The 18,997-nt window shown below is 62.0% G+C and carries 17 protein-coding genes and 2 tRNA genes; 8 read left to right on the top strand and 11 right to left on the bottom strand.

What is annotated here, in order from left to right:
- Nucleotides 1-82: 82 nt before the first annotated feature.
- Together OX459_RS27500 and OX459_RS27505 are read left to right on the top strand one after the other, a co-directional pair.
- Nucleotides 83-1,255: an efflux RND transporter periplasmic adaptor subunit gene (locus OX459_RS27500; protein WP_077401247.1), complete on the top strand. Its 1,173-nt coding sequence runs from the start codon at nucleotides 83-85 to the stop codon at nucleotides 1,253-1,255.
- A 3-nt stretch (nucleotides 1,256-1,258) separates the two neighbouring features.
- Entirely contained in the window at nucleotides 1,259-4,480 is a 3,222-nt protein-coding gene (locus OX459_RS27505) for an efflux RND transporter permease subunit (protein ID WP_289907423.1), read from the top strand.
- 90 nt (nucleotides 4,481-4,570) lie between these two features.
- On the opposite strand, the gene OX459_RS27510 is transcribed toward OX459_RS27505, so the two are convergent.
- From OX459_RS27510 to OX459_RS27530, 5 genes are all read right to left on the bottom strand, one after another.
- Entirely contained in the window at nucleotides 4,571-4,894 is a 324-nt protein-coding gene (locus OX459_RS27510) for a hypothetical protein (RefSeq protein ID WP_289907424.1), read from the bottom strand.
- A gap of 236 nt (nucleotides 4,895-5,130) precedes the next feature.
- Nucleotides 5,131-6,054, bottom strand: coding sequence for an S-adenosyl-l-methionine hydroxide adenosyltransferase family protein (locus OX459_RS27515; protein WP_289907425.1), 924 nt, complete (start codon nucleotides 6,052-6,054; stop codon nucleotides 5,131-5,133).
- A 20-nt stretch (nucleotides 6,055-6,074) separates the two neighbouring features.
- The gene (locus tag OX459_RS27520) at nucleotides 6,075-8,588 is read right to left on the bottom strand and encodes a TonB-dependent receptor (RefSeq protein ID WP_289907426.1); all 2,514 of its coding nucleotides are present in this window, start codon (nucleotides 8,586-8,588) and stop codon (nucleotides 6,075-6,077) included.
- 320 nt (nucleotides 8,589-8,908) lie between these two features.
- The gene (locus tag OX459_RS27525) at nucleotides 8,909-9,127 is read right to left on the bottom strand and encodes a histidine phosphatase family protein (protein ID WP_289907427.1); all 219 of its coding nucleotides are present in this window, start codon (nucleotides 9,125-9,127) and stop codon (nucleotides 8,909-8,911) included.
- A gap of 79 nt (nucleotides 9,128-9,206) precedes the next feature.
- Nucleotides 9,207-10,607, bottom strand: coding sequence for a cation:dicarboxylase symporter family transporter (locus OX459_RS27530; protein ID WP_289907428.1), 1,401 nt, complete (start codon nucleotides 10,605-10,607; stop codon nucleotides 9,207-9,209).
- Between the two features lie 262 nt (nucleotides 10,608-10,869).
- On the opposite strand from OX459_RS27530, the gene OX459_RS27535 reads away from it, so the two are divergent.
- The 3 genes from OX459_RS27535 to OX459_RS27545 are packed head-to-tail and all read left to right on the top strand — an operon-like array spanning nucleotide 10,870 to nucleotide 12,289.
- Nucleotides 10,870-11,247: a nuclear transport factor 2 family protein gene (locus OX459_RS27535; RefSeq protein ID WP_289907429.1), complete on the top strand. Its 378-nt coding sequence runs from the start codon at nucleotides 10,870-10,872 to the stop codon at nucleotides 11,245-11,247.
- Between the two features lie 13 nt (nucleotides 11,248-11,260).
- Nucleotides 11,261-11,650: a hypothetical protein gene (locus OX459_RS27540; protein ID WP_289899322.1), complete on the top strand. Its 390-nt coding sequence runs from the start codon at nucleotides 11,261-11,263 to the stop codon at nucleotides 11,648-11,650.
- 33 nt (nucleotides 11,651-11,683) lie between these two features.
- The gene (locus OX459_RS27545; RefSeq protein ID WP_289907431.1) at nucleotides 11,684-12,289 is read left to right on the top strand and encodes a hypothetical protein; all 606 of its coding nucleotides are present in this window, start codon (nucleotides 11,684-11,686) and stop codon (nucleotides 12,287-12,289) included.
- A gap of 259 nt (nucleotides 12,290-12,548) precedes the next feature.
- Here the strand turns inward: OX459_RS27545 and OX459_RS27550 are convergent, their stop codons facing one another.
- Both OX459_RS27550 and OX459_RS27555 read right to left on the bottom strand, forming a co-directional pair.
- Nucleotides 12,549-13,157, bottom strand: coding sequence for a YigZ family protein (locus tag OX459_RS27550; RefSeq protein ID WP_289907432.1), 609 nt, complete (start codon nucleotides 13,155-13,157; stop codon nucleotides 12,549-12,551).
- Between the two features lie 67 nt (nucleotides 13,158-13,224).
- The gene (locus OX459_RS27555) at nucleotides 13,225-13,482 is read right to left on the bottom strand and encodes a hypothetical protein (protein WP_289907434.1); all 258 of its coding nucleotides are present in this window, start codon (nucleotides 13,480-13,482) and stop codon (nucleotides 13,225-13,227) included.
- 65 nt (nucleotides 13,483-13,547) lie between these two features.
- Between OX459_RS27555 and OX459_RS27560 the strand changes: the two genes are divergently transcribed.
- Nucleotides 13,548-14,327: a helix-turn-helix transcriptional regulator gene (locus tag OX459_RS27560; RefSeq protein WP_289907435.1), complete on the top strand. Its 780-nt coding sequence runs from the start codon at nucleotides 13,548-13,550 to the stop codon at nucleotides 14,325-14,327.
- A gap of 240 nt (nucleotides 14,328-14,567) precedes the next feature.
- On the opposite strand, the gene OX459_RS27565 is transcribed toward OX459_RS27560, so the two are convergent.
- The 3 genes from OX459_RS27565 to OX459_RS27575 all read right to left on the bottom strand — a co-directional run bounded on the left by OX459_RS27565 (nucleotide 14,568) and on the right by OX459_RS27575 (nucleotide 15,787).
- Nucleotides 14,568-15,101, bottom strand: a complete 534-nt coding sequence (locus OX459_RS27565; protein ID WP_289907438.1) for a hypothetical protein — start codon at nucleotides 15,099-15,101, stop codon at nucleotides 14,568-14,570.
- Between the two features lie 462 nt (nucleotides 15,102-15,563).
- A tRNA-Lys gene (locus OX459_RS27570) sits at nucleotides 15,564-15,639 on the bottom strand.
- 72 nt (nucleotides 15,640-15,711) lie between these two features.
- A tRNA-Lys gene (locus tag OX459_RS27575) sits at nucleotides 15,712-15,787 on the bottom strand.
- 130 nt (nucleotides 15,788-15,917) lie between these two features.
- Here OX459_RS27575 and OX459_RS27580 point away from each other — a divergent pair.
- Complete coding sequence (locus OX459_RS27580; protein ID WP_289907439.1) at nucleotides 15,918-16,376, top strand: MarR family transcriptional regulator; 459 nt, start codon at nucleotides 15,918-15,920, stop codon at nucleotides 16,374-16,376.
- Complete coding sequence (locus OX459_RS27585) at nucleotides 16,373-17,860, top strand: MDR family MFS transporter (protein ID WP_289907440.1); 1,488 nt, start codon at nucleotides 16,373-16,375, stop codon at nucleotides 17,858-17,860. The genes OX459_RS27580 and OX459_RS27585 overlap by 4 nt, the downstream gene beginning before the upstream one ends.
- Here OX459_RS27585 and OX459_RS27590 read toward each other — a convergent pair.
- Nucleotides 17,854-18,942, bottom strand: coding sequence for an NADH:flavin oxidoreductase/NADH oxidase (locus tag OX459_RS27590; protein WP_289907441.1), 1,089 nt, complete (start codon nucleotides 18,940-18,942; stop codon nucleotides 17,854-17,856). The two genes, OX459_RS27585 and OX459_RS27590, sit on opposite strands and share 7 nt — an antisense overlap.
- Between the last annotated feature and the right edge of the window lie 55 nt (nucleotides 18,943-18,997).

Below are 18,997 nucleotides of genomic sequence, written 5' to 3' on the forward strand. Positions count from 1 at the left end.
AAAAATATTATGCCTGCTATCGCTCGCAGCCCTATCCGGGCCGCGGGAACGGTAGTGGTGCTATCTATCCGGAGAATTACCCATGTTGCGCAAAACCCTGTTTGTTCTGGCAATCGCTTCTGCCCTGGCCGCCTGCGGCAAAGAGTCCAAAGATCCCGGCAAGGGCGGCAAGAATGCCAAGGAACAGGCGGGCGCTGCCGCCAATTTGCTCGTGTCCCCGGAAGACTTGCTGACCATCCAGAGCAATGCGCTGGCGTCGGGGCCGGTCATCACCGGTTCCGTGCAGCCCGAGCGCAACGCGGACTTGCGCGCCGAAGTGTCGGCCGTGGTGATCCAGGTCATGAAGGAAAATGGTGAAATCGTCAAGCGGGGCGACGTGCTGGTGCGCCTGGACGAAACGTCCATCCGCGACGGCCTCAATTCGGCCGAGGAAGCCAGCCGCGCCGCCGGCCAGGTGCTGGAGCAGTCCGAACGCATGTTCCAGCGCATGAAAACCCTGCGCGCTTCGGGCATGACGTCGACGCAAGCGCTGGAAGACGCGGAAATCCGCCGCAACAATGCGCAAAGCGATCTGTCCGCCGCGAAAAGCCGCGCCGTGCAAGCGCGCCAGCAGTTGCAGCGCACCCTCGTGCGCGCGCCGTTCGACGGCATCGTGAGCGAGCGCAAGGTATCGAATGGCGATACGGCGCAAATCGGCAAGGAATTGATCAAGGTCATCGATCCAACCAGCATGCGCCTGGAAGGCCTGGTGTCGGCCGACAAGATCGGCGTCGTCAAGGTGGGCCAGCCCGTATTGTTCCGCATCAATGGTTATCCGGGACAGGATTTCGCGGGCAAGGTGCGCCGCGTCGATCCGGCCGCCAACGCCGTCACGCGCCAGGTGGCCGTGCTCGTCGATTTCAATGACAAGGAACAACCGCGCGTGGCCGGCCTGTATGCGGAAGGCCGCATCGAGACGGAAACCGTCAGCGCGCTGATGATCCCCGACTCGGCCCTGGTGAAGGCGGGCGACGTCACGTACACGTGGAAAGTCAAGGACAAGGCCTTGCATAAAGTCAACTTGCGCATCGGCGCGCGCGACGTGCGCACGGGCCAGTGGGAAGTGCAAAGCGGGCTGGCCAGCGGCGATACCGTGCTGCGCACGCCGGGCTCGACCTTCAAGGATGGCCAGAAAGTGGAATTGACGGCCGCCAAGGCCGTGCCAGCCGCCGCCGTGGCCAGCAGCAGCACCGCCGTTGCCGGTAAAGGAAACTAAGCCATGTTCCTTTCCGATTTCAGTATCAAGCGGCCCACCGCCACCATCGTCCTGATCCTGGCCATGATGTGCGTCGGCTTGCTGGCGCTCAAGAAATTGCGCGTCAACCAGAACCCGGACGTCGAAGTACCGTTCATCGTCGTCAGCATTCCTTACCCTGGCGCGTCGCCCGACACGGTCGAGCGCGAAGTGGTGAACCGCCTGGAAAAGTCCTTGCAAAGCATTTCCGGCGTGACCGAAGTCAACAGCGATTCGAATGAAGGTTCGGCCAGCATCTTCCTGAAGTTTTCCTTCAATACCAATTTGATCGAAGCGTCCGACAATATCCGCAATGCGATTGCCGCCGTGCGCTACAAGTTACCGACGGAAATGCGCGAGCCTATCTTGCAGCGCATCGACCCGGCTGCCGAGCCCATCATGCAACTGGCCCTGTCGTCGAATACGCAAAGCCATGCGGAAATTTCGCGCCTGGCCGAGGACGTGCTGTCGGACCGCTTCCGCACCGTCGATGGCGTGGCGCTGGTCAACGTGGGCGGTTCGCTCAAGCGCGAACTGTCCGTGCTGCTGCGGGCGGAAAAGTTGCGTGAATACAATGTTTCCGTCAGCGACGTCGTCACCGCCTTGCGCAACCAGAACACGAATGCGCCCGTGGGCAAGGTGCGCGGCACCCTGGACGAGAAAAGCATCCGCCTCGTGGGCCGCATCGAGTCGCCAAGCGACTTCGAGAAAGTGGTGATCAAGCGCCGCGGCGAGGAAATCGTCCGTCTGGCGCAAGTGGCCACCATCGAAGATGGCTTTGCCGAAGTCAACAGCCTGAGCATGCGCAGCGGCAAGCCCAACGTGGGCATTTCGATCACCCGCGTGCGCGACGCTTCCACCGTCAGCGTGGCCAACAAGATCCGCGACATGGTGGCGGAAATCAACAAGACCTTGCCGAAAGGCACGATCCTGCAAGTGACGCGCGACGGCGGCGAAAACGCCCAGCATAGCTTGAACAATGTGATCGAATCGCTGGTACTGGGCGCCGTGCTGACGATTTTCGTCGTCTACGCCTTCCTGAACTCGTGGCGTTCGACCCTGATCACGGCGTTGAGCCTGCCTACGTCCGTGATTGCCGCCTTCATTGCCGTGTGGCTGTGCGGCTTTACCCTGAACTTCATGACCTTGCTGGGCTTGTCGCTGGCCATTGGCGTGCTGATCGATGATGCCATCGTCGTGCGTGAAAACATCGTGCGTCACATGCAGATGGGCAAGGACCGCCGCACGGCCGCGCTGGAAGGCACGGCCGAGATCGGCATGGCCGTGGCCGCCACGACTTTCTCCATCATCGCCGTCTTCATTCCCGTCGCGTTCATGCCCGGCATTTCCGGCGAATGGTTCCGTCCGTTTGCCTTGACGGTGACGTGCTCGGTGCTCGTCAGCCTGGGCATCTCGTTTACGCTCGACCCGATGTTGTCGGCTTACTGGGGCGACCCGGTCGAGGAACACTCGGCGCCGAAAAAAGGCATCGGCCGCGTACTGGAAAAATTCAACCACTGGTTCGACCACCAGGCCGACCGTTATGGCCGCGTGATCGCCTGGGCCCTGCATCATCGCCGCTGGATGGCCGTGATCGCCTTCGGCAGCCTGGTAGGCGCCATCGTCCTGCACGCTACCCATGGCGGCACGAGTTTCCTGCCAGCATCCGATTCGGGCAACTTGATGATCAATGTGCGCACCCCATCGTCGAGCAGCATCGAGTATTCGCGTTTGAAACTGGAAGCGGCGGCCGTGCTGGCGCGTACCTTGCCTGAAACCAAGGATACCAACAGTTCCATCAATGCGGGCGGCGGAAGAGTGTATGTCGACATCGGCAAGCGCAATACCCGCAAGCGTTCGGCCAAGGAAATCGCCGTCGAGCTGCGCGAAAAGATGTCCCGCCTGGTGGGCGCCGAATACGTGGTGCAGGATGACTTGAGCAACGGTTCGCAAAAACCGATCCAGGTGGAATTCACGGGTCCCGACTCGCGCAAACTGATGGAAATCACGAATGCCTATATGGACAAGCTGCGCACGATTCCCGGCGCCGTCGACGTGGGCCTGTCCGAGCAAGACCCGAAGAACGAGCTGCAGATCGAGCTCAACCGCGGCTTGGCCAACTCGATGGGCATTTCCGTCAATGATGCAGCGCAATCGTTGCGCGTGGCCTTTGCCGGCGTGGAAGTGGGCGACTGGGTCGATCCGACGGGCGAAACGCGCGACGTAGCCGTGCGCTTGCATCCCGATGACCGCGTGGCGTCGGAAAACATCGAGCGCCTGCCGATCAGCGTGACGGGGACTTCGCAAATGGTCCCGCTCGACCAGATCGCCACCATCACCATGGGCAAAGGTCCGTCCGGCATCGAGCACAAGAATGGCAAGCGTACGATTACCGTGTCGGCCAATGCGCAAGGCCGCTCGAACGGCGAAGTGACGAGCGACGCCATGAAGCTGGCCAATTCCATCGACTTCCCGCCCGGCTATGGCCTGGCGCTCGGTGGCGCCGGCCAGGACCAGCAAGAGCTGTTCACGGAAATGCTGATCGCGCTGGTGATGGGTATCGGCTTGATGTATTTGATCCTGGTCATGCAGTTTGGTTCATTTACCGCGCCGGTGGCCGTGATGATGTCCTTGCCGCTCAGTCTGATCGGTGTGGTGGTGGCGCTGGTGATCACGAATAACACCCTCAACCTGATGAGCTTTATCGGAATCATCATGCTGATGGGGCTGGTCGCCAAGAACGCCATCCTGTTGCTGGACGCGGCGCGCAAGCGCGAGGAAGAGGGGCATGGCCGCGAAGACGCGCTGATGTATGCGGGACGCATGCGTCTGCGCCCCATCCTGATGACGACGTTTGCGCTGATTGCCGGCATGTTCCCCGTGGCGCTGGGCCTGGGCGAGGGCGGCGAGTTCTACCGTCCATTGGCGATCGCCATCATCGGCGGCACCATCACCTCGACGATTCTGACCCTGCTGGTCGTGCCGACCTTCTATGACAGCATCGAAATCGCCCGCGATAGCGCCGTGGCCAAGTTCCACCGCCGCGCCGCGCGCATGCCCGTGGCCGTAGCCCTGCTATTGACCTTGATCGAGTGCGTGCTGACCCTGCTGCTGGTGCGCTTCGCCTACCGCATGCTGAAAAAGGCCGTGCTGTTCCTGATGGGACGCCGCACGCCGAAGGCGGCGTCGGTCAGCCTGCAAAAGTAAAACCGGGCCAAGGCCAGCTTGCGCTGCGCCGTGGTATTTCAAGAGCCTTCCGCGGAAGGCTCTTTTTTTGCCTGCCCGTTGGCCAGGGCGCTAGCTGTTGCGCGGTGGCGGCGTGGTTCCTGTACCCGTGCCTGTGCCGTTGTTAGGCGGCGTGGTGGAGGGCGGGGTGGTCGTGCCATCGGGGTTGGTGGTGGTGCCCGGTGCCATCCCTGGCGTGGCCGGCGTGGTGGCGTCCGGATTGGTCGTGCCCGTGGTGCCGGACGTGCCGCTGGTGGCGGGCGGCGTTGCCGGCGCGGTGGCGGCGGGCGTGGCGGTGGTGCTGGTATCGTTGCGCTTGTTGCAACCGCCCAGCAGCGCACAGACGATGGCGCTGCCGAGGACGAGCTTGCTGGTGGTCAGGAGTGGAGCCGTCATGATTGTTCCTTTTCAGTGAAAGACTGTCGTGGAAACGCATGCCTCGCCAGATTGCGTATCTGGAACAAGGCTGGCATCGCTTGCAAGGTTTAGAGTAGGCGGGCCGGTACTGGTTCACCGGACTTGCACAGGCGCGGTGCTGGCGGAGACAGGGAGCGCGCTGCGTTTGACGCAGCGCAAATCCGCAAGGGATACGGGGTGGGCCAGGACAGGACGTTCTGGCCGCGCAAGACGATTTATTTGGCGGCAGGGGCCTTGCTCACTTCCACTTCCCAATCCACGCCCGACTCGACGTGATGCTTGGCGGCAAAGTCGCCCTGGCTGATGGCGACGGCCACGTCGAGCAGGCTGTTCAGGTAGACGAGGGGCTTGCCTTTGGCGACGCCGCCAAACGTGTGCTCGAACGGCGCCGTGACCTTGGCCACTTGCTTGCCCTTGTGCAAGATGCGTACTTGCAGCGGGTCGTGCAGTTTTACCTGCAATTCATCGAGCAGGGATTTCGGAATGTTCGTCCAGACATTGCCATATTTGACGTCGAGTACGGGCACGATGCCGCGAATCGTGTTGCCGTCGCGCACAGGCTTTTGATACGCGATCTTCACCACGGATTCGCTCGGCAATTGAGGACCCACCTGTTCATAGTTGATGGCGCCCGACGCCAGACGCGCACCCACGTACGCGTACACGTCGCGGCCATGGAAGGTGTACGACTCGGCGGAGCCAGCCAGACGGTTGACCTTTTCATCGATTTCGCGCAGTTCGGCCACGCCGTCGCGCTCGGCGATCAGGGTGAACAGGCCATTGTCCGGCCCCACGAAGTAGCGCCCGCCCTTGGTTTTCAGCACCACCGACTTGCGCGCCGTGCCCACGCCCGGATCGATGACGGAAACGAATACCGTGCCTTGCGGCCAGTAATTGGCCGTCTGGTACAAGCGGTAGGCGCCCAGCCAGATGTCGTAGTCGGGAATCTGGTGCGTCAGGTCCGAAATGGTCAGCTGCGGATCGACGCCATAGGCCACGCCATGCATGGCCGACACGGCGCCATCGGCCGTGCCGAAGTCCGTCATCAGCACCAGCGGCGCGCCGGCCTGGGCGGACGACAGCAGGAGGGCGCTCAGGCAGGTGCCGGCGACGATGTGGGAGAGGCGTTTGATGATCATGATTTCCTTTGTATCCAGTGTCAGAATGTGTAGCTTAATTTAGCGTAAAAGTACGCGCCATTGACGCCGATGGGGTTGATGAAATTGTAGGGCAGGGCGCCGCCATACGTGGCGTTATTCGTTTCCCGCACGCGTTGCGGATAGCGGTCGAGGATGTTGTTGCCGCCCACGCTCAAGGTCAGTTGCTTGCTCAGTTTCAATTGACCTTCCAGATCCAGCGACCAGACGGCGCCGAAGCGCTGGGCGGGGATGCCGTCGATCAAGGGGGCATCGCTGTCGTACGAAAAATCTTTCAGCTCGCCAAAGCGCGTGGCGCGCGCTTGCACGCCCCAGCCGGCCGCCTGCCAGTCGGCGCCGAGGATTAATTTGCTGGACGGTGACGCATGTTTGATGCGGAACAAACTCGTCTCCGTCAGCAGGGTCAGACTGGGATCGATGTTGGCCAGCGCAACGGAACTCTGGCGTACCTTGTCGAGGCTGGTCTTGTTCAGGTTCAGCGCCGCATTCAGGTTCAGCTTGCCTGAGGTGAACGTCAGGTCGTGGTTCAGCACCACGTCCAGGCCCTTGGTCCGGGTGTCGAGCAGGTTGGCCAGGTAGGCAACCGACTGGATGTCGCTGCGGTCATTCGCGACCAGGTAGGCCGTGACGGCGTCGCTTTGCAAGTCGCTCGAGCGCGTAATGCGGTCGCGGATGCGGATCACGTAGGCGTCCACCGTCACGCTGGTGGCGGTGGCCGGTTTCCAGGCCAGGCCCAGCGAGACGTTGGTCGATTTTTCAGGTTTCAGCTGTTGCGCGCCGAAGCTGCGTGCCAGCGGGTCGCTGGCCGGCAGCAGGGCCGCCGTTTGCAGGGCTGTGCCATCGGCATTGAAGTTCAGGGTGGCGAAGCGGAAACCCGTCTGCACGAGGGCCGGCGCGCGGAAACTGTTCGACAGCGAACCGCGCAGGAGGAAGTTGTCCGTCACTTTATAGCGCGTCGACAGCTTGCCCGTGCTGGCGCTGCCGAAGTCGCTGTAATCGGAATAGCGGGCGGCGGCGCCTACCAGCAGGCGCGGCGTGAGGTCGCTTTCCACGTCCGCATACACGGAGCGGATTTGCCGGCTGCCGTCGTAGGCGTCCGATGGGCGCAAGCCTGGTCCTGCCTGCGCTCCCGGCGGCGCATCCGTAAAGCTGCCGGCCGCATACGAGGCAGGGTCGCCAGCCGAGCTGGTGTAGGTTTCGCGCATCCATTCGGCGCCCACCGCCAGGTTCAAGGGGGCGGGCAAGCCGATGTCGATGCTGCGCGTGGCATCGAGATTCAAGGCGTTCTGGCGGAAGTCGAAGCCGGCCAAATTAAAATGCGTGGGGCTGGCCGCGCCCAGCGAGGCGTTGACGGAGTGGCTCACGCCGTAGTCAAAGCGGTCGCTGCCGTGGCGCGCGCTGGCGTCCCAGTTCCACTCGCCCCAGCTGCCGCGCACGCCGGCCACGATGCTGAGGTCGCGCTTGTCACCGTTGGTGACGGGACGGTAGCCGTTCGGATACAGGGCCGGCACATTCGACGGGTCGCCCGGATAGCGGAAGTAGGCGCTGCCGTCCGATGTGCGCTCGTTGAGGGTGGCAAACGAGTACAGGTCCAGGCCGTTATCCAGGGTGAGCTGGGTGTTGTAGAACAGATAGTGGTTGCGCTGGCGCGAGTCGCCCGACTTGAACACCACCTTGCCGTCGAGCGCCTGGTCGGCAGGCGTGAAGTTGTAGGAAGTCCAGCCCGCGTCGCTGGGGCCGGCCCGTTCCGTGGGCGAGCGGCGCCGCGTTTCCGCGCCGAAGCGGAAGAATCCCGCCTCGCCCAGCGGTACGCCATAGTCGGCGTTGACGATGACGGTCTGGCCATCCGTCAGGGTTTGATCGGTCGGGTCGAAATGCGTGTGGTTGGCGCCATAGCTGATGGACGCGGCGCCGCCCGTACGGGCCTTCTTCAGCACGATGTTGATCACGCCCGCCACGGCATCGCTGCCGTACTGGGCGCCGGCGCCGTCGCGCAGGATTTCGATATGGTCGATGGCGTTCGGCGGAATGGCGTTGATGTCCACCGGCACGGTGCCGGCAAAGCTGCTTTCCGTGTCGAGCACGGCGCTCGTGTGGCGGCGCTTGCCGTTGATCAGCACCAGCACCTGGTCGGGCGCCAGTCCCCGCAACTGGATGCCGCGCACGGAGTCCGACGCGCCGCTCGACTCGATGCGGGGGAAGTTGATCGAGGGCGACAGGTTTTGCAGGGCCGCGCCCACGTCGCCCGTCGCCAGCGCATTGCTCACTTCGCGCGCGCCGAAACGGTCGATGGGCACGCTGCTGTCGAACACCGTGCGGTTGCGCGCGCGCGAGCCGACGACGGTGACCTGGTCGATGCCGGCGTCGGCCGTTTCAGCGGCAGCGCCTGTGCCGGCGGTGGCTTGCGCGTCCTGGGCCCAGGCGGACGGTGCGCCCAGCATGGCGCAGGCCAGCACGATGGCGCGCAGCGGCGTGGCGGGAAGGGAGGCGGGGGCGGATGAATGGCGCGGATGCAAGGCGGTGTCCTTTGGGCTCGATTAGTGTCGGTGTGGAAACAGTTGCCATGAGCTTAAGGGAGGCGCCCGCCCGCGCTAACGATTCTTTCTGGATATGCTTATGCTGTTGTTTTTATGCAGTTATTACCCTCCGCTCAGGATTTCGGCGCGGCCGGCATGTCGGGCTGGGTCGTGACGGGTGTGCCGGCCGCCTCCAGCGGTCGAGGATGCCGAACTCTTTTCACGCAGGCGCTCGTCGGCTACCACGCAGGGGAGGCTGTCCGCACTGATGCGCGCCAGCACGGCTTGTGCTGTCCACCGGACTCGCACGTAGGGCGAATTCAGCACGACGGTTGCTTGTTGTTCAGGGGGAAGGGGGCGAGCCAGTCGCCCAGGGCTTGCGCCTGGCGCGCGCCCAGTTTGGCGAGGGGGACGTCGGCATCGCGCTCGGCGATGGCGATCAGTAGCTGTTTTTCCGCTTCAGCGGCATCGCGCGCCACGTCACCGGCACTTTGGCCGTGACGCACGATCCAGATGTGCTGCGGCCATTTCTGTTTCATCGCCTTGCGCCTTCCTCCATGTTTATTGTCAATCAATACGGAGGGAAGCGGCAAGGCGCGGCGCGCCGCAGGATACGTTCTAGGCGGCGTGTTCCGCTTCGTCCAGGTCGGGCGCGTCGTCGCTGTTGTAGACGGCCAGGTCGGTTTGTCCCATGACCCGGCTGGTGACGGTGCCGGCCGTGATCGAACCGCTCACGTTCAGGGCCGTGCGGCCCATGTCGATCAGCGGTTCGACGGAGATCAGCAAGCCGGCCAGCGCGACGGGCAAGTCCATCGCCGACAGCACGATCAGGGCGGCAAACGTGGCGCCGCCGCCCACGCCGGCCACGCCGACGGAACCGATGGTGATGATGGCCAGCAATGGCAGCAGGAAGCTGATCGTAAACGGATCGACGCCGACGGTGGGGGCGATCATGACGGCCAGCATGGCGGGATAGATGCCGGCGCAGCCGTTCTGGCCGATGGTCGAACCGAACGAAGCGGCGAAATTGGCGATGCCTTCCGGTGTGCCCAGGCGCTGGGTTTGCGTCTGCACGCTCATCGGGATCGAACCGGCGCTGGTGCGCGAGGTGAACGCGAAGGCCAGCACGGGGAAGACTTTTTTCACGAAGCGCAGCGGGTTCAGGCCCACGCCGGCGATGATGGCCAGGTGCACGAGGAACATCAATATCAGCGCGCTGTACGAGGCGACGACGAAGTTGATCAATTTCAAGATGTCCGTGTAGCTCGACGAGGCCACCACTTCAAACATCAGCGCGAACACGCCGTACGGCGTCAGGCGCAACACCAGGGTGACCATGCGCATGACGATGGCGTGGGCCACTTTCATGAAGCTTTCGAAGGATGCGAAAATTTCCGGCTTCTTGGCGGCGATGCCCGTGGCCGAGATGCCGATGAAGATGGAAAACACGACCACGGCGATGGTCGATGTCTTGCGCGCGCCCGTCATGTCGAGGAAGGGGTTGGTCGGCACAAAGCTGACCAGCAGTTTCGGCAGGGACAGGGCCTTCGCCGTTTCCAGCGAGCCTTGCAGCTGCACGCCGCGCGCCACTTCGGCGGCGCTCGACGTCAGGCCGACAGCCGTCAGGCCGAACAGCTTGGCCATCAAAATGCCCAGCGCGGCGGCGACCGTGGTGGTGATGAGCAGGGTGCCGATGGTCAGCGCGCTGATCTTGCCCAGGGAACTCGCGTCCTTGAGTTTCAATATGGCGGAGATGATGGACACCATGATCAACGGCATGATGATCATTTGCAGCAATTTCACATAGCCGCTGCCGACGATGTCGATGTATTCATTGGTGCCGGCGATGATGGGCGAGCCGGCGCCGTACAGCCACTGCACGGTCGCACCGAGCAGTACGCCCAGGCCCAGGCCCGTGAAGACGCGCACGGTAAACGTCGCGTGTTTGCGTTGCTGGTGGAACATGAAGGCGAAGACGATCAGCGCAACGAGCAGGTTCAGAATGATGTTAATTGCCATAAGTGGGCCTTATCTTGGTTTTATTCGAGACTGCGGAGAGCACGTGGAACTTTGCTACCAGTAACTTTCGCTCTTGCCCCGGGCGAAAGGGCAAGCACTGTACAGTACTATGGTGGCGTTTTGCGCAATACCGCTGCGAATATTACGCTATATGAATATGCTCCACAGGCATAAGTCTTCCGGCGGATTGTGAAAAACACGATTTCATGCCAGCATGTTTTGCCTATTTATTAATATCGTGCAACTTATTTCAAGGAAAAAGATGAATGCTTTAACGGAAGTGCAGGTACTCGATGCGGAAGAACGCTTGCGCCTGGCCATGATGGCCTCCGACGTGGCTGTACTGAAAGATTTGCTGGCCGATGACTTGTTGTTCACCAATCACCTGGGGCATTTGCTGAGCAAGCATGCGGACCTGGCCGCGCACGAGCAGCGCTTGCTGACCATCACGGACTTGCGCGCGTCCGAGCGTCACGTGCGCGTCAACGGCCACGTGGCCGTGGTTTCCGTGCGCATGCAACTGACGGGCAGCTATCACGACGTGGAAACGCATGGCGACTTCCGTTTTACGCGCGTCTGGGCGCACAATGCGGCCGGCTCGCTGCAAGTGATCGCCGCCCATTCCGGCGTCGTGGCTTGAGGAGCAAGATTTAGTGGATCATCGTTCCAAAGGACAGCTGCTGGAAGCTGTCATCGCCGCCGGCCCGGCCACCCTGGCCATCACGGCCGGCTATCCCGTGTTGCTGTACAACCTGGTGCGCACCTGGTCCGACGCCCCCGGCGCCAATGCGCTGGCCGCGCTGCTGCTGACGGGCGGCCTGTGGGCCTTGCTGGAATTCTGGCGCATCGCGCTGGCGACGGTGGCGCGCAAGGCATACGCGTTCAACTGGCGCTTCTGGCTGGCCATCGCCAGTTTTCTCGCCTGCTTCGTGCGTTTCGTGCCGGATATGCCGGCCGGATTGATGTTGTTGTTGATGGTGCTGCCGGCGCTGGCGTGGACGCATTTCATCTTGTTGCAGATCAAGCGTCCGCGCAAGGCTTGATTGCTGGAAGTGTCGTAGCGGGAGCGATATAGCATGAGTGAAATCCAAAAACTGGGCGAGCAATTCCACGCGATAGCGTCGAAATCCGACTCTTTCATGGCGACGTATTTGGATGCCGTCAAACTGCGCGTGGCGCGAACGCAGATCAGCAAAGGGCCGTTATGTAACGTCAGGCCATTCGATGCCCAAAGGGCCGGCTTCAAGCCGGGAAAAGAGCTGAAGTCGCTGCCCGCGACGCTGAAAGATACTCATGTCTACCATTTCGATGGGGAAGGCAGGGTCATCCTGGTGGAAAGCTATGGCGGATCTGCTGCCATCATCAACAGGAGCTTCTATTTTCATGAGCGCGGTGAACTGAAAAGCGTGCATTTCAATGCGGGAGGGAGCTTGAGGAATGTCATGCTCAGTTTTCTTGACGGGGCACGCATCGCGCAGGACATTAATTTCGGAAAATTTGGCGAAGGGACTTACGATTATCTGTATGAGGATGATCGCCTCCATTCCATCGTGGTCCGGCAGAGAGAGCATGGCCAGGAAAACCATACCGGATATCAGATTCTGTTCGGCTATGTGGACGGACAGCTGGAGAATATTCTTCACGTGTTTGCGAATGGATATCAGGAGCAGCGCTATCCATGACGATGGTGGTTTTTAAGGCAAGGCCATGAAAAAACACATGTGGCATCTGTATTATGGTGGGACAGATGTGGTGGACGCCAATGAAGCGTGGGCGAGCGGGCATGCCGCTGCGGGCCTCTGTCCGACTGCGGAAATTATATGCCCGGGAATGAAGGCGATTTCGCCGTGGTGGTGGATCAGCGTATTCCTGCACAAGCGGATATGTTTTCCATGGGGCGCTTGTCGCCGTCCATCATGTCCGCCAGGCTGCACCAGTTGATTATGGCTGGCCCTCGCCATCCTGCGCGTCCAGCCACTGTATCCGTCCATTCCCCGCCTCCAGCAGGTGGGCGAGCAGGGCGGTGGCGGCCGTTTCAGGCAGGCTGAAGTCGAACAGTACGTCTGCGCCGTGTTCCACGTTCAGCAGGGTGGCGCCGGCGCCATCGAGCTCGCGGCGCAGCATGCCTTCCATCGCATACGGCACCGTGCAGCGCAGGGACCTTTGACGCACGATGGCCGTCTTTTCCGCCTGCAACAACGCTTGCGCCACGCTGTCCGTGTAGGCGCGCACGAGGCCGCCTGCACCCAGCTTGATCCCGCCAAAGTAGCGCACGACGGTCGCCAGCACGCCTTCCAGGTCCTGGTGGCGCAGCACGTCGAGCATGGGCCGCCCGGCCGTGCCGCTCGGCTCGCCATCGTCGACGGCCGCCGATTGCCCGCCCGCCAGCAGCGCCCAGCACACATGGCAGGCGCCCGGATGCTGCGCTTTTAAATCGTTGACCACCTGCTGCGCGCTGGCGCGGTCCGTCATCGGCTGCACGCAACCGATGAAACGGCTTTTCTTGATGATCAGTTCGCTGTGGACGGGGGCGGCAATGGTAAACGGCATGGCGGGTGCGAAGGCGGGCAAAGCAGCATGATAGAGGAAATGCGCGCCCGCGACGAGCCAGTGCCGCCTACGCGGCCGATGGCGATACCAGTTCGCGCAGCGCAGCATCGCGCACTTGCACGATGTCGAACAGCCCCAGCGCGTGCAGGGCGGGCAGCGCGTCGAGGATGTCGCGTTCGGCGATGGCTTTTTCGGCGCTGTTGCTCGTGTCGTCCAGCCATAGCCGGGCATTCGCCAGGAAGGCGCCCACCGTTCCCTTGCGCACGGTGACGCCATTGAACTGGCCCTGGTTTTGTTGATCGGGTAATACGTCTTCTGCTCGCATGCTGCACTCCTGAATATCGAAAGACTCCACTGTATGATGGCGGAATTGTCTTGCCTGCGTTGTTTATGACTATCGATACGTCAAATCCGCCAATCTTGCCGCCGACGCTGCTGGCGCCGCTGCGCGCCATGCGCATGTCCCAGCCGCAGGAACGGGTGACGGCGCCCCACCGCCATGCCAGCGGCCAGCTGTTCGGCGCCGAGCGGGGCCTGCTCTCAGTGGCTGCCGACCGCGGGCAGTGGGTGGTGCCCGCCAGCCATTGCGTGTGGATGCCGCCCCATCACGTCCATGCGCTGCGTTCGCATGGTCCGTTTTCGGGCTGGAGCGTGTATGTGGACGAGGCCAGTTGCGGCGATTTGCCCGCCGCGCCTTGCGTGATGCGCGTCTCGGGCTTGCTGCGCGAAGCGGTGGATCGCGCCAGCAGCTGGGGCGATGGCGTACTCGATGCGCGGCAGGCCCGGGTGGCGGGCGTGATCCTCGACGAGATCGCCGCCGTGCCGCACGAGCCGTTCGGTTTGTCGCTACCCACGGACCCGCGCCTGCTGCGCGTGGCGCGGGCCGTGCTCGATGACCTGGCCGACGAGCGGGGCGTGGAAGTGCTGGCCGCCTGGGCCGGCGTCTCGCCGCGCACCCTGGCGCGCCGTTTCACGATCGAGACCGGTTTTACTCCGTCCGCCTGGCGCCAGCGCGCCCGCATCCTGCGCGCCCTGGAACTGCTGGCCGCCGGCCAGCCCGTCACGACGATTGCGCTGGACCTGGGCTATGACACCGTCAGCGCCTTCATTGCCATGTTCAAGCGGGTGATGGGGGTGACGCCGGGGAGGTATGGGGACGGGATGACATAGCTGGTGCGGAAAATAAAAACGCCAACCGGTGAAGGTTGGCGTTTTTTGCTACCGAATACTATTATTAGTAGGCAGAGCGGGGTTCGAGTCTGTGACGAAAGGATTGAATTCTTGCACCAAAACCGGGATGTAGCCGTATAAAAAGTAACCTTCACCGAAGAGGTATTTCACATTTTTATATTGGTTCTTGCGAAGAGCCAATCATCTTAAGTAATTCGAGAATCGTGAAGGAATAGAGTCTTATGGCAATTTTACGCATAGACCAGAGTTCGGTCCCGGAGGCAGTCCTAATGCCGTGTCAACGCCGACGTTAGTGCGAAGGTCATTCAAGAGGGTTTCTGCTGACATGTGCTGACCGATCATTCCCTCGGACGCGGAACGAGCATTGTTCACTTCCTTCGCCCTGCACACGACGAGCTCGGGGATTTTCTCTTCCATTGCCCGAAGACAAAGAGCTCGCATATAAAAACGATTAAACTCACCTTCCGCCAACATTTCGTGGGCGTTACTTCGCATGATCGGCGGTTTTGAGTAGCCGCCAGATGCAAGTTTACGTGGCTTCTCATGGGATTTTAGGCACGCTAATAGTGATTCAGCAAGCGTGGAATCATCTCCGTTTCTGGCTGCGTCGAGAAGAAGTGTTGGATAGTTTGCGCAACCTTCTTCAGTAAGATTGTGGCTAAAGTATAGCGTTTCGGCTTGCAGGTCACTATTAATCTCTGACGTCATAAACGTACGTGTCCGTACGTCCAAGTGGTAATGTTCGAGCGGCATTATTTTTCTCCAATTTTTACGTAGTCTCTGTTTACTAAAAATTCGAATCACCAATTCATCATATATGAGAATTCCCAAAAAAATCATTCTGAATAAAACTTCCACTTGAATCATACTATTGATAACGGTGGAGATGTTTACGGTTTGATGAATGATTTTTAAATGAAATTGATAGAGGAGATGCTGTGTCGAATTGATGATTTTAAAGAGAATACTCCTTAGAGTTCGCTCAATCTACATACATTGTAACGCTGAGGATAAAAGGACGCGGGCTGGTCAGACTCCACTGATAAAAGAAGGAAAAGAGAGTGCTTAATATTGCAAGGGGAATGGAATCTGAGGGTACTGGTAGTGGGTAAAACAGTTCTAGACAAGAATATACCGTGCTGGAATATGCTCAAAATGGCTCTGGCGCGCAAAACAAAAAAGCCAACCGCGAACGGTTGGCTTCTCTGACGTATTTGGTAGGCCGTGCGGGATTCGAACCTGCGACCAACGGATTAAAAGTCCGCTGCTCTACCAGCTGAGCTAACGACCCAAAAACTTTGACTACTGAACTACGGTAACGCTGTGCCGTATCAACATGCTTGCCATGCTGACGGCTGAATCTTGGTAGGCCGTGCGGGATTCGAACCTGCGACCAACGGATTAAAAGTCCGCTGCTCTACCAGCTGAGCTAACGACCCAAGGGCGGCTATTATGACGGCCAACGGCGGTTTTGGGAAGGGCTGGGTGGCGTGTGGGCGGAAAAAAGCCTTGCATGGCCCTCATGCACGGTCTAATATAGGTAGATAGCCTACCTACTTATATATTTCCATGTCCACTACCGAAGAACTTCCCATCCCCGAACGCGCGCTGGCGCTGTCCGATGAATTGCGCACGGCGTTCAAGCGCCTGCTGCGCTCGATGCAGCGCGAAGGGGGCGAGCTGGAAGGCGGCGTGTCGATGATGCAGTACATGCTGCTGGCGCTGATCCACGAGCAGCCCGGCATCGGCGTGGCCGCGCTGGCGCGCCTGCAGAACGTGCGCGGGCCGACCGTCAGCGCGCAGGTCAAGTCGCTCGAAGAGGCGGGTCTCGTCGAGCGCAGCGCGCCCGATCCGCAGGACCGGCGCCGTTCGGGTCTGCACGTATCCGCGCATGGCCTGGCCATCCTCGAGACCCTGCGCGCGCGGCGCCGCGATGCGCTGGCGCGGCGTATCGCCCGCCTGACGCCGCAGCAGGTCGATGCGCTGGCCGCCGCCATGCAGCCTCTTCTTGAGATTGGCCAGGCATGAGCGGCCTTGGCATACCCGCAGGCGCAGAGGCGCCATTGACGGAGCGCGAAGTGCGCGCCACCTACCTGGGCCTGATGGCCGTGCTGGGCCTGGGCGCGCTGGACCAGAGCATCGTCGCGACGGCCTTGCCGCGCATCGTCGATGACCTGGGCGGCATGGCGCACCTGTCGTGGGTGGTGACGGCGTACGTGCTGGCCTCGACGGCCACCATGCCCCTGTACGGCAAGCTGGCCGACCAGTACGGCCGCCGCCCCATGATCTTCACGGCCTTGCTGACCTTTTTGCTCGGTTCCGTGCTGTGCGGACTGGCGCAGAACATGACGGAACTGATCATCTTCCGCGCCATCCAGGGCCTGGGCGCGGGCGGTTTCATGCCGCTGGCGCAGATCATCATCGGCGACATCGTGCCGCCCGCCGAGCGGGGCAAGCGGCAAGGCATGGTGCCCATCGTGTTTGCCGTCACCAGCGTGCTGGGGCCCGTGCTGGGCGGCGTGATCACGGATGCCCTGTCGTGGCACTGGATTTTCTTTGTCAACCTGCCCGTCGGCGCGGCTGCCTTTGTCATCATCGCGCGCGCCATGCGCAAACCCGCGCCCGCGCATGCGCACCGGATCGACTATCTTGGCTCCGCCTTGCTGACGGGCGCCGTCACGGCGGCGCTGCTGGTGCTGGCATTGGGCGGCACCGAGTGGCCGTGGGATGCGCTGGCGATCAAGGTGTGCGGCGGCGTTGCCGTGCTGCTGGGGATCTGGCTGGCCTTCCACGTGGGGCGGGTGGATGAACCCGTGCTGCCGCCCGACCTGTTCGAGAACCGCACCTTCAATATCGCCAGCCTGGTGATGGCCATGACGTTCATGGGCCTGATGGGCGCCAGCGTCTTCTTTCCCCTGTTTTTTCAGCTGGTGATGGGCACCAGTCCCGCCGAATCGGGCGTCATGACGGTGGCGATGATGGTGGGGCTGGTGGCGTCGTCGATGTTCAACGGCCGGGTGCTGTCGCGTTCGGGCAAGTACAAGATGGTGCAGGTAGCGGGGCTGGCCGTGGCGGTCGTGGCGTTTGCCGTGCTGGCCTGGGCCATGGAAACGTCGCGCGGTTACTGGATCATCGAGCCGGCCATCTTCTTCCTCGGCACGGGGCTGGGACTGGTGATGCCGAACATGACGATCGCCGTGCAAAATGCCTTGCCGCTGGCGCGCCGCGGCGTGGGCACGGCCATGCTGGCCTTTTTCCGCTCGCTGGGCGGCTTGCTGGGCGTGACGGCGTCCGGCGCCATCCTTGCGCGCCAGCTGCACCAGCATGGCGTGGAAGCCGTTTCGGCGCTGGGCGCGCAGGCGGCCGTGCAGACGGTGGAGGTGTACCGCCATGCGATCGCCAGCGTGTTCGGCGCCGGCGCCGTGCTGCTGCTGGTGGGGCTGGTCTTCCTGCTGTTCCTGCCGGAACTGCCCCTGGAGGGGCATCCGGCGACGGTCAGGGACGATCAGTAGCGTTCCAGCCAGTGCGCGTAGGGCGCCGGCAGGGTCCACGAGGCGCGTTCCACGCCAAGTTCCTTGGCGGCAAAATATGCCCAGTGCGGGTTGGCCAGGTGCGCCTTGCCGACCATCACCACGTCCAGCTGCCCTTCCTTGACGACACGCTCGGCGATGGCCGGCGTGCCGAAGCCCCAGGCGGACGAGACGGGCACGCCCGCTTCGCGGCGCACGCGCTCGGCGATCGGGCCCATGAAGGCCGGACCCCACGGAATCGACACGTCGGGAATCGTGAAGCCCATGCTGACACTGATCATATCCATGCCGGCATCCTTGAACTGGCGCACGAGGGCTATCGATTCGAGCAGGGTTTGCTCGTCGCGGCCGTCGAATTCCAGCACGCCGAAGCGGATGGTCAGCGGCAGGTGCTCGGGCCACACTTCACGCACGGCTTTCAATGTTTCCAGCAGGAAGCGGCTGCGGTTTTCCAGGCTGCCGCCATAGATATCGTCGCGCCGGTTCGAGTGGGCGGAAAAGAAGCTTTGCGCCAGGTAGCCGTGGGCGAAGTGCAGCTCCAGCCATTCGAAGCCCACTTCGCGGGCGCGCACGGCCGCGTCGACGAAGTTCTGTTTCACTCGGGCAATATCGTCGAGGTCCATGGCGCGCGGCACTTTCGGCAGGCCGCCGCCAAAGGCGATGGCGGACGGGGCGATGGTTTGCCAGCCGCGCGCGTCGCCTTGCGCGATATGGTTGTCGCCTTCCCATGGGCGGTTGGCGCTGGCCTTGCGGCCCGCGTGGGCGATCTGGATGCCGGGAACGGAGCCGGCCGCCTTGATGGCCTTTACCACCGGCACGAAGGCTTGCGCCAAATCATCGTTCCAGATGCCCGTGCAGCCTGGCGTGATGCGGCCTTCGGGCGCCACGGCCGTCGCTTCGACGATCACCAGGCCCGCGCCGCCGCGCGCCATGCCTGCGTAGTGCGACAGATGCCAGTCGTTGGCCTGGCCATCGACGGCCATGTACTGGCACATGGGTGGCACGGCGATGCGGTTGCGCAGGGTGATGCCTTTGAGGGTGTAGGGCTGGAAGAGGGCGGACATGGTGGCCTTTGTGTTTGTTGGTGGAAATGTCATGGAATGCTGATTCGGTAGTTCG

Source organism: Janthinobacterium sp. SUN026 (assembly GCF_030397625.1).
In the GTDB taxonomy this organism is placed as follows: Bacteria; Pseudomonadota; Gammaproteobacteria; order Burkholderiales; family Burkholderiaceae_D; genus Janthinobacterium; species Janthinobacterium kumbetense.

Excerpts from the sequence above, each read along its gene's own strand:
- OX459_RS27590 (WP_289907441.1), bottom strand. The coding sequence starts at position 18,942 with ATGTCCGCCCTCTTCCAGCCCTACACCCTCAAAGGCATCACCCTGCGC.
- OX459_RS27565 (WP_289907438.1), bottom strand. The coding sequence starts at position 15,101 with ATGCCGCTCGAACATTACCACTTGGACGTACGGACACGTACGTTTATG.
- OX459_RS27560 (WP_289907435.1), top strand. The coding sequence starts at position 13,548 with ATGACTATCGATACGTCAAATCCGCCAATCTTGCCGCCGACGCTGCTG.
- OX459_RS27585 (WP_289907440.1), top strand. The coding sequence starts at position 16,373 with ATGAGCGGCCTTGGCATACCCGCAGGCGCAGAGGCGCCATTGACGGAG.
- OX459_RS27500 (WP_077401247.1), top strand. The coding sequence starts at position 83 with ATGTTGCGCAAAACCCTGTTTGTTCTGGCAATCGCTTCTGCCCTGGCC.
- OX459_RS27550 (WP_289907432.1), bottom strand. The coding sequence starts at position 13,157 with ATGCCGTTTACCATTGCCGCCCCCGTCCACAGCGAACTGATCATCAAG.
- OX459_RS27580 (WP_289907439.1), top strand. The coding sequence starts at position 15,918 with ATGTCCACTACCGAAGAACTTCCCATCCCCGAACGCGCGCTGGCGCTG.
- OX459_RS27555 (WP_289907434.1), bottom strand. The coding sequence starts at position 13,482 with ATGCGAGCAGAAGACGTATTACCCGATCAACAAAACCAGGGCCAGTTC.
- OX459_RS27510 (WP_289907424.1), bottom strand. The coding sequence starts at position 4,894 with ATGACGGCTCCACTCCTGACCACCAGCAAGCTCGTCCTCGGCAGCGCC.
- OX459_RS27515 (WP_289907425.1), bottom strand. The coding sequence starts at position 6,054 with ATGATCATCAAACGCCTCTCCCACATCGTCGCCGGCACCTGCCTGAGC.
- OX459_RS27545 (WP_289907431.1), top strand. The coding sequence starts at position 11,684 with ATGAGTGAAATCCAAAAACTGGGCGAGCAATTCCACGCGATAGCGTCG.
- OX459_RS27525 (WP_289907427.1), bottom strand. The coding sequence starts at position 9,127 with ATGAAACAGAAATGGCCGCAGCACATCTGGATCGTGCGTCACGGCCAA.
- OX459_RS27535 (WP_289907429.1), top strand. The coding sequence starts at position 10,870 with ATGAATGCTTTAACGGAAGTGCAGGTACTCGATGCGGAAGAACGCTTG.
- OX459_RS27530 (WP_289907428.1), bottom strand. The coding sequence starts at position 10,607 with ATGGCAATTAACATCATTCTGAACCTGCTCGTTGCGCTGATCGTCTTC.
- OX459_RS27505 (WP_289907423.1), top strand. The coding sequence starts at position 1,259 with ATGTTCCTTTCCGATTTCAGTATCAAGCGGCCCACCGCCACCATCGTC.